We start from the raw sequence: 8632 nt of genomic DNA on the forward strand, positions 1-8632 counted from the left end.
AACTTATGGTACACACTCCTTATTTAAAGGCTCTCAATAAGTAAGTAAATATATATACCTTCTATATATATCTTATAATCCGTTAAACAGGTTTCCTTTAGATGTTTTTTGAAGTTTATAAGTGGCTATTTTTGACAAGTCTGATTTATATTTCACATCTGAAACTTCATTGGGTATATTAATTTTCTCAATCTTGCTTATATCCTCACACCTATAAAATCGTAGTGAATCTTGAGCTATCTTATAATCAAACTTTAGTTTTATAGACTGTTCCAAGGTATAACCTAAAGTCGCACAAACAATACGGTTTAACTTTTCGATTAATTGTACGTCATATTGAATTTTCGCACTTATGCTATCTAACAATTGACCAATATCTTTTCCCGTGCTACTTTGCCTAATAAAAACTGAGGCAATTAAGACCTCACTTCCAAGAGGCGGATTTAATTGTTCGGATGAAAATATGTGTATTCGCTCAAAATTAGCATTACTCTTAACTTCTATTTTTTCTTCACCAGAATTAAAATCAAATTTTTCTTCAGGGATATTATGCCAATAATTTAGAAGTATCTCTGGATTTCGTGAATTATTAATTATAAATAATTCTGACCATAAACCATGTACTGTATTTGTTGGAATGTCCGACAGAGAACGGAACACTTCAATGAATTTATTTAACGAATCTATAACTTGTTGTTGAGTAGGATTAGATTCTAAAGTCCGTATTAGGGTTTCTGATATTCTCAAAAAATATTCCTGTAAATTACGATCTGTATTGGTAAATGTTATTACAGTAAACGTTTTAAAACTGTTGTTTCCCTTTTCGAATATTTTGCATTCTACATTCATTAGTAATTGAAGATATTTCAATTTAAAATTCTTCAACAATATCCCCTTGACTCCATTGGTAACAGACAAGAGCAATACTGGATTGCCATCATGATCGATAGCTATTCGATAATTTGGGTAATTGGGAATAGGTAGTGCATTGAAAATCCTTTCTCCGCCATCTGGTATTGCTAAATTATCAAATAAATCTATTAAATTCATACCTGTCTTATTATATCTTGGCTCATAGATTCTGGAACCCAGATGGCAAGAGTAGAAACATCTGTATATTCTGTATCCCTAATATTTAACATATGAATTTGAATTGTCAATACATTTTCATCCTTAATTTCAGAATCACCAGGATATATAACCTCTCCTGTTCTTGGATTTCGACCCTGAAAAAGTTGCTGAATTTCATCATGACTATTCAATCGACGAATACGTCTCTTCCAGTCAATTAAACTGTCAGCACTCATTAGGTACACCTTGCAGTTTCCGTTGGGATTTTCTTCGGAATAACGCTTTATGATACCTCTCAAACTAGAATATCTAGCAGAATCACTTTCTCTCGTGAATTTTAGTTTATTCAATAAATGCTCCAAACAATCTTTCATAGGAATCGTTGCTACCAAGTGTTTTTGATCTTCAGTTCTATTAATATGACCTTCATCTTGAAGAAAAAGTTCTGACTTAGGTTCTAAGAATTCAAACACTGCATTCCTGTTCGTGGCGATATGTTCTTCTGTATCATGAGGGGCATTTATCCTAAACCAGTCATTTCCAAATTGGTCACGGTCAAGATCGTCATATAAAATATTAGCTCTCGTTAGATTCAAAATTTGATCTAATACAGCTTCCCTATCCCAATCATTCAAATGTTTATTATTAATATCAAAATCAACTAACCGATTTCGCACATCTTCCTCATGTTCAACAATGTATGTGTATGCATCTATTGTTACTTGATCTAAGAAAACACGACAATATCCTAAATAGCTTCGTTTGTAACCGAAAAACCTCGCTCTTTGTTGGATTGTATCAACATTTCCAACTCCAATATTTCTAGGCATATAAGTAACTGTAAGTCCCTCAATTGTAAAACCACGATCCATAGATTGACCACCGACTAAAATCCATGAGTAATAATCTTGCCAGTTAATTTGTGGAGTTGCCCCTCGTCTTGAATTTACTTCTACGATAGGTGTATATTGAATCGCATGAATTAAATCATTACCAGTTAAGATATCAAAAGATGGTAAATCCGGGACTGTCATTTGTAAATCGTTATAGGTGATTCTAAAAGCATTAAGCAGATCGGATTTTTCGTCTTCATCATCTCCCGACAATAAACGACGCCAACTTTCTTTTATCGTATTTACCCAACCATAAAATGTTGTGTGATCTCCTTGTAACCTAGAGGGATGAATTAACATTGAACGATTATGTTGCCCTGGCAATTTATATGCCTCTAAGATCATACCTGCCGCTACACCTAAATAAAAATAACGTAATGCATCAAGCAGTGCGTCAGGTGGTTCATTCATATTAGGAATAGTATTGAGGGGTATTTCACGTATTAAATTAGGATTTTCTCTAAAAAACTGTATCCCACCTATATAATCACCTCCTGGTGTGAGTAGTTTAATAAAATTAGGGGATAATCTATCTACAATATTAATAAATAAATTAGCCTGTGGAGTAGCAGTATATTGCAAAAATGTATGATGAGGAAAAATATTCCGTAAACCAGTAATTCTGCGATAGATTGTAGAAACTTGGTTTTCGGTTAAAGCCTCTATATCAATACCCTGCCTTGCAGCCCATCGAGCTCTTGTATTTAGACTGGCTTGATCACTTTCATCATCTATTATTAATGTCGGAACTCCACTTAAATCTATTCCAGATAATAAATCAGTCAAGTTACGCAGATGTGAACCATTTTTCATTACAGTAATTAAAATGGTTCGACAACGATCATTAGGGAAAGTTTGATCGGCCCATTGATCTAATGCTCCTGTTATAATGTCAAAATCTTCTTGCGTTCGCGGATTCTTGATTTGCGTCCATTTTTGTTCAAACCCATATCTATCATTAACTCGTAAGTCCTTTTTAACCCTTTCTGTCGATTGATTTACTAATGGTGTTGTCGTTCCTGCAATTATTATAACGATTCGATAATTATTATCTCTAGCCAATGCTGTAAGAGTCGTAAAGGATAAAGTCTTTCCACTTTGAACGTATCCGATAACAATTCCGGTATCATTATTTGCAGGTTCATTCGGATCACCACATACTTGCATAATTCGATAAGCCTCATCTAAAACTCTTTGTCCACCTTCATTCAGGCTTCCGTCTGTATTTGCAAACCCTTTACTACGAAGTAGTCCAGTAGTTTCATCACCAACAAATGGAGTCCATTCACTATTATTATCACTATTTTGAATTTCAATTATTTCAGCCATATTTATATCTGTTTAGACAGGTTTGTAATGAGTTCATTGAAATTACGCCTAACATCTCCTACTATTTTAGAACGTTTAGCGATAACCTCCGAAAGAGCAAAAGCAGCTGCAATTCTGAGTATAGGTTCTATCTTATTAGTATCTGTACCCGCAAAAGCAATCATAAAAGGATGGGTTAAAGATAGTCGAATACCAATTTGCCTAATTGATTCGTCCGTTGATTTCTCTTTGATGAAAGAATCTCCTATTTCAATCAACTCTTTTAGAGAAGGATCATAGGACAATTCCATTGATATTTTCCAATTTTCTTTATTGAAGCGAATATCGAACTCTCGATGCAGTGTTTTTTCCGTTGGCTTTAGTTCTTGCTGTTCTGGTTCAGGAACCTCAGGAGCAGAATTTACAACATCTGCTACTGCCTGTGATGCTTTCTTTTCAAAATCATTAACAGTTTCATCAAGAGCCTTTTTTGCTGCCTTATATTCCTTTTCTGTTGCTCTAACTCTATATTGCTCTGCTTGTTGTAATAAAGGGAAAGCCTTATTACTTATATCATCCTTTAGAATTTTCAAAAATAAATCCAAATTTTCATCCCATTGAATACCTTTTTTGGTAAAGGAGACATCAAATCCTTCAAGATGCAACTCTCCAAAAACTCTTTGGTAACGAAATGTGTTTGGAGCTCCGAAAATGAATTCCGGTCTAAATCCATTATCAAAACTTCCTTCAATGACTCTACCTCTACGAAAAAGAGCAAAACCAGCTTCTGCCGTAGAAGCCTTTTCCCGTATAGCCACAAACCCATGTACTTTTAATCCTTTGTCTAAAGGGAAAGAGATTTCTTTTTTCCATAAAATTGATTCTCCTTTAAGATCATCATATCTTGGTACATTCAATATTTTAGGTTCTGTGTATTTTAATATTTCTCCATCTACTTTCAGAACCAACCATTCATTCCGAATAAACTCCCTATATATACTTCTTAGATGATCTTTAACCTTTGCAACTCCTCTTCTACGAGGCATTCGGTTTACCTCATATAATTCGATTGTAGTATAATGATAATTCTTATCACAAGTAGTCGTTTCAACATCCAATTCTTCCAATTGATCCAAGAAGATTTTCTGCATATCAAAGCAAACCTGTCTTTCTAATGGTTCACCCAAAGCTGTTGTTGTTACACACCATTTGTCAGCAAACCAACAGGCAGCAGATTTCATTCCCATACCAAACTCTGAAAGTCCACTGTTATCTGGAGGTATTTCCGCTGCTCTAAATGCCCGTGGATAATCCTTTTCATTGATGCCAGCCGCATTATCCCTAATAGTTATTTTGTTTTCAGCATCATTGATCTCTATACTAACCTGTAATTTAAAATCTTTTCCTTCGAGAGCCTTTAATAATTTTTCATTTTTCAAATAACTATCGATAGCATTATCAACAAATTCGGCTAATGCAAACCATGTTTCATATTCTAAAAATTTCAGAACAGAAAGCATTGTTACTTGAGGTCTAATATTAACTTTATCTTGCTGATTCATATTCATCTATAGTGTAGGTTAATGCAACTTCATGTTTTATATCATTCTCAATAATGTTATCATCAATCAAAAGATGCTGTGCTATGAGTTTTACAATATCGGCATTAACAGCATTTCCCAAGGCCTTAAATGCAGCATTATCATTTTCTGGTAATTGTAGATTTGTTAATGATTGCAACCTTAACCCTTCATTTCGACTTATATACCGATTTTGCCATCCAATAATTGGTATTTGAGTGTTAGTGCATACTAAAGAAGGGAAAAAATCAACTTTCTTTATTCTAATACCCGATGCTCTGAATTGTAAAATATAATTATTTATTATTCGCTCACTGTCCCCAACATTCCACTCTAATTTCTGCCAACTTTGTGAAGGCAATTTTGCTAATCTATTAACTATATCCTTGACATATTTTTTATTATCCTTATAAAATTGCCGATTTAATTTGATATAACGTTTTTTCCAATCGGGAAACTTATCTTTTACTCTTGCATAACTAGGTAGATTTTCTAATTGTTCTTCTTTGGTCATTCCTTTCAAAGATTTACCAAAGTTTCCTTTATACTTCCCTAATTCTTCTTGTGTCAGCAAATGAGGATATTCATCATCATAAGGGTAAGTTGCACCAAATTCCATTCCCCAAATAGGAAATCCCGGTAGATTGATATTTTTAGGAATGGCATCAATAAATTCCTGCCATAATTTTATGCAATCCTGATTAGCCTCTGGTAAGTATTTGCACACTTGGGGATTAATATCTAAAAACTCTTTTAAATCAATGACAGGTTTTCTGTATTTATCTATATCGTCAAAATTAAAATGTTCAAGAGCATTTTCTCCAAGCGCACCAACAATAAAAAGTCTTTCTCTATGTTGTGGAATTCCAAAATTATGAGGGGAATAATCCTTACTATCAACACTATATCCTAATCTATCAAAATCCGCCTTCATTGCATTCCATGTTTCTTCATTGTTATGCTTCGCAATAAATCGGACATTCTCCAATATGAAAAATCGGGGCTTTTTGTGCTCAAGAATTTTAATTATTTCATCAAATAATGTTCCTCTATCATCTTCTCTTCCTAATTGTTTTCCCGCTTTTGAAAACGGCTGACATGGAAATCCTGCACAAAGAATATCATGATCAGGGATTATATCAATATTGTTTTTAACAATTTTCTTTATATCCCCGTGTATATTGATCTCTTCTCCCCAATTTAGTTTGTAAGTTTCTCTAAGTACAGGATCGAGTTCACTTGCAAAAACACATTCATGCCCAAGTTCATGAAGTGCCTTATGAAAACCGCCGATTCCTGCAAATAAATCAATAAATCTCATTAAAAACTATTTGATTTTTACAAATTTCAAATTATAAAAAAGTTGTCTAAAGAATGTCTACTAACCCATAAGAGTAAAAAGTCTAACCTTAAACTAAAGGTGCAAAAGTACTAATAAATTTCTGGTTAGCCCTTATATTTACCTGTTTTTCATTCGTCTATGACTTACTAATTGACAAGTCGTTAGAAAATCATATTTATAACAGAATAAGCCTCCTATTTTTACTTTCAATTATCAAAATGCAAGTATATACAACAAGTTTGTAATCCCTATTTTCAAAACATCCATAGACAACCCCAGACACAAGCATCCACCGCCTTAAATCCTTGTAGTCAATCCATTACTTAGGCTTACTTTCGTTCTGCATTACTATTAATGCAGAATAAAAACATATTTATTATGGACGAAAAAAAAGTAAAAAATGAAGAGCCTAAAGTCTTTCTGACACAAGGCGAAGATGGCAAACTCAAAGTCATCACAGGAGAACAGGACGGCAGGTTAAAAACAGTCGATCCCAAGAAAGAGAACGCCGACCAGTTTATGAAGATTGACACCAACGGCAATGCGTTGGAGAATTTCTTCAAGAAGTTTTCGGCACAGTTCAGCCACCCATCGCACACGGGCGTTTATGCTGTTACCGCATCGGCTGTAGATAAAGTTGCGGCTTTTTTCGACAAACTTATCCGTATCGACCACAAAGACAAGGCACTCGACCCGTACCGTGTCAAATTTGACGGTAAGATACGCATAGAGGTAGAGTTTACAGGCAAGTATCAACCCTTAGACCTGAATAAGCTCAACTGGAAAGAGGTCGAAAAGTTGGGGCTTTCCGGCGAGAACTTACAAGATGCCCTCAAAGCGATGGTTTACGGGCATAAGTCACCCGGTCTGGTCGATATTAAACCTGCCGTTGACGGACAGGAATTTCCCATGCAAGCCCGTTTATCGCTAGAACAACAGCCGGACGGCAGCATCAAAATCGCTACCCATCCCAAACAGGAGCAGCCCGATTTTGAAAAACCGTTTATGGGGGTTGTCTTTACCGAGCAGGATAAAGAGCAGTTCCAAAGGACAGGGCACGGCGGGCGTGTGTTCGATCTCGAACCCATAGCCGGAGGCGAAAAAGTACCTTCGCTTATCTCCCTTGATAAACTTACCAACCGCTTTGAGGCTATGGCGTTGAAGGATATTTATATTCCGCAAACCTTGAAAAACGCCCCGCTTTCCGAAGAACAACAGCAAGGACTGAAAGAGGGCAAAGCCGTTTGGATTGAGGGTATGGACAAGAAAGTTAAACAAGGCGAACAACCCTCGAAGATTGACCGCTTCGTTCAGTACAACGCCGCCAGTAAAAACTTTGATTTCAAGTTCAGCGATGAGCAACGCCAGCAGTTCAATCAAGAGCGGCGAGCCAAGCAGGGCGAGGGACAGACGGAAGGTCAGGAACAGAAAATGCCTAAAGCCCACAAGCTCGGTGAGATTTGGGTTTATTCCAAACAGGGCGGCGTACAGCTATCCCGCGAGGATTTCGACAAGCTGTGTAATAAAGAACCTGTCTTTGTCAAGGACATGGAATCACAGAAACCCAAGCAACAGCAGGATACTTCGGGAGCGCAGAAGGTCGAAGCTACCGACCAGAAAGGGCAGAAGTACAATGCGTGGGTATGGATTGACGAAAACAGAGGAAAGGTTCGCCATACCACAAAGCACCCCGATCAGGTACGGGCTATTGAAGCGAAGCAGGCAGCGCAGAATACACAGAACATCAAACCCGCAGCCGAGAGTAAAACGCAGGTTGCCGTCAATAACGAGGGTAAGACCAACGAAGCGACCAAATATTCGACTGAACCGCTAAAGAAAGGTCAGTCGCAGCCTACCGAAAAGCAGGCGGAGAAAAAAGAGCAGAAGCAGGAACAGAAACAATCTCCTGCCACTCCGAAGAAAGGGAAAGGGCGCAAAATGTAATCCATTATTTCAACCACTAAAAAATCAATGTTAAAATGAAAATTATAATTGCAGAAAAACCGTCTGTGGCTAAGAGTATAGCAGCCATAGTCGGCGCAAATAACAAGAAAGATGGCTATATAGAGGGTAACGGGTATGCCGTTACATGGGCTTTCGGGCATTTGGTCGGACTTGCCATGCCGGAACATTACGGTATTGAGGGCTTTAAGCGTGAGAACCTGCCGATACTCCCGAAAGAATTTAAGCTATTGCCCCGTCAGGTAAAAGAGGGCAAGGAATATAAGAATGATCCCGGCGTGATGAAGCAACTAAAAGTTATTCGGGAGTTATTCAATCTTGGAGATGAAATTATTGTAGCTACCGATGCCGGACGTGAAGGAGAACTCATATTCCGCTAGTGCGCCCATAAGGCTGCATAATAAATATCTCTTTAGCAAGAGATTGGGTTCGTGTTCTTTGAGATAACAACCTACCACCAACCGACTTATCCGGAG

Annotated in this window: 5 protein-coding genes and 1 pseudogene; 2 read left to right on the top strand and 4 right to left on the bottom strand. The window is 36.8% G+C overall.

Translation table 11 applies throughout. The annotated features are described in order from the left end of the window. Positions 1-72 precede the first annotated feature (72 nt). Genes D0T60_RS12545 through D0T60_RS12560 form a run of 4 tightly spaced genes read right to left on the bottom strand, consistent with a single transcriptional unit; the run spans position 73 to position 6173 of the window. The gene (locus tag D0T60_RS12545; protein ID WP_163218451.1) at positions 73-1050 is read right to left on the bottom strand and encodes a PD-(D/E)XK motif protein; all 978 of its coding nucleotides are present in this window, start codon (positions 1048-1050) and stop codon (positions 73-75) included. Continuing rightward, complete coding sequence (locus D0T60_RS12550; RefSeq protein ID WP_163218452.1) at positions 1047-3293, bottom strand: Z1 domain-containing protein; 2247 nt, start codon at positions 3291-3293, stop codon at positions 1047-1049. Before D0T60_RS12550 ends, D0T60_RS12545 begins: the two co-directional genes overlap by 4 nt. A 2-nt stretch (positions 3294-3295) precedes the next feature. Next, positions 3296-4840 (bottom strand): ATP-binding protein, encoded by a 1545-nt coding sequence (locus D0T60_RS12555; protein ID WP_203558335.1) that lies wholly within the window; start codon positions 4838-4840, stop codon positions 3296-3298. Next, on the bottom strand, positions 4818-6173 hold the full coding sequence (locus D0T60_RS12560; RefSeq protein WP_163218453.1) for a DNA cytosine methyltransferase: 1356 nt from the start codon (positions 6171-6173) through the stop codon (positions 4818-4820). The genes D0T60_RS12555 and D0T60_RS12560 overlap by 23 nt, the downstream gene beginning before the upstream one ends. A 399-nt stretch (positions 6174-6572) precedes the next feature. On the opposite strand from D0T60_RS12560, the gene D0T60_RS12565 reads away from it, so the two are divergent. Together D0T60_RS12565 and D0T60_RS12570 are read left to right on the top strand one after the other, a co-directional pair. Next, positions 6573-8138, top strand: coding sequence for a DUF3945 domain-containing protein (locus D0T60_RS12565; protein ID WP_163218454.1), 1566 nt, complete (start codon positions 6573-6575; stop codon positions 8136-8138). A gap of 35 nt (positions 8139-8173) precedes the next feature. Beyond that, positions 8174-8533 (top strand): annotated as a pseudogene (locus tag D0T60_RS12570) (toprim domain-containing protein); the annotation flags it as partial. Positions 8534-8632: the final 99 nt, after the last annotated feature.

Origin of the sequence: Bacteroides sp. 224, from assembly GCF_010500995.1 — a bacterium.
Classification (GTDB): domain Bacteria; phylum Bacteroidota; class Bacteroidia; order Bacteroidales; family Bacteroidaceae; genus Bacteroides.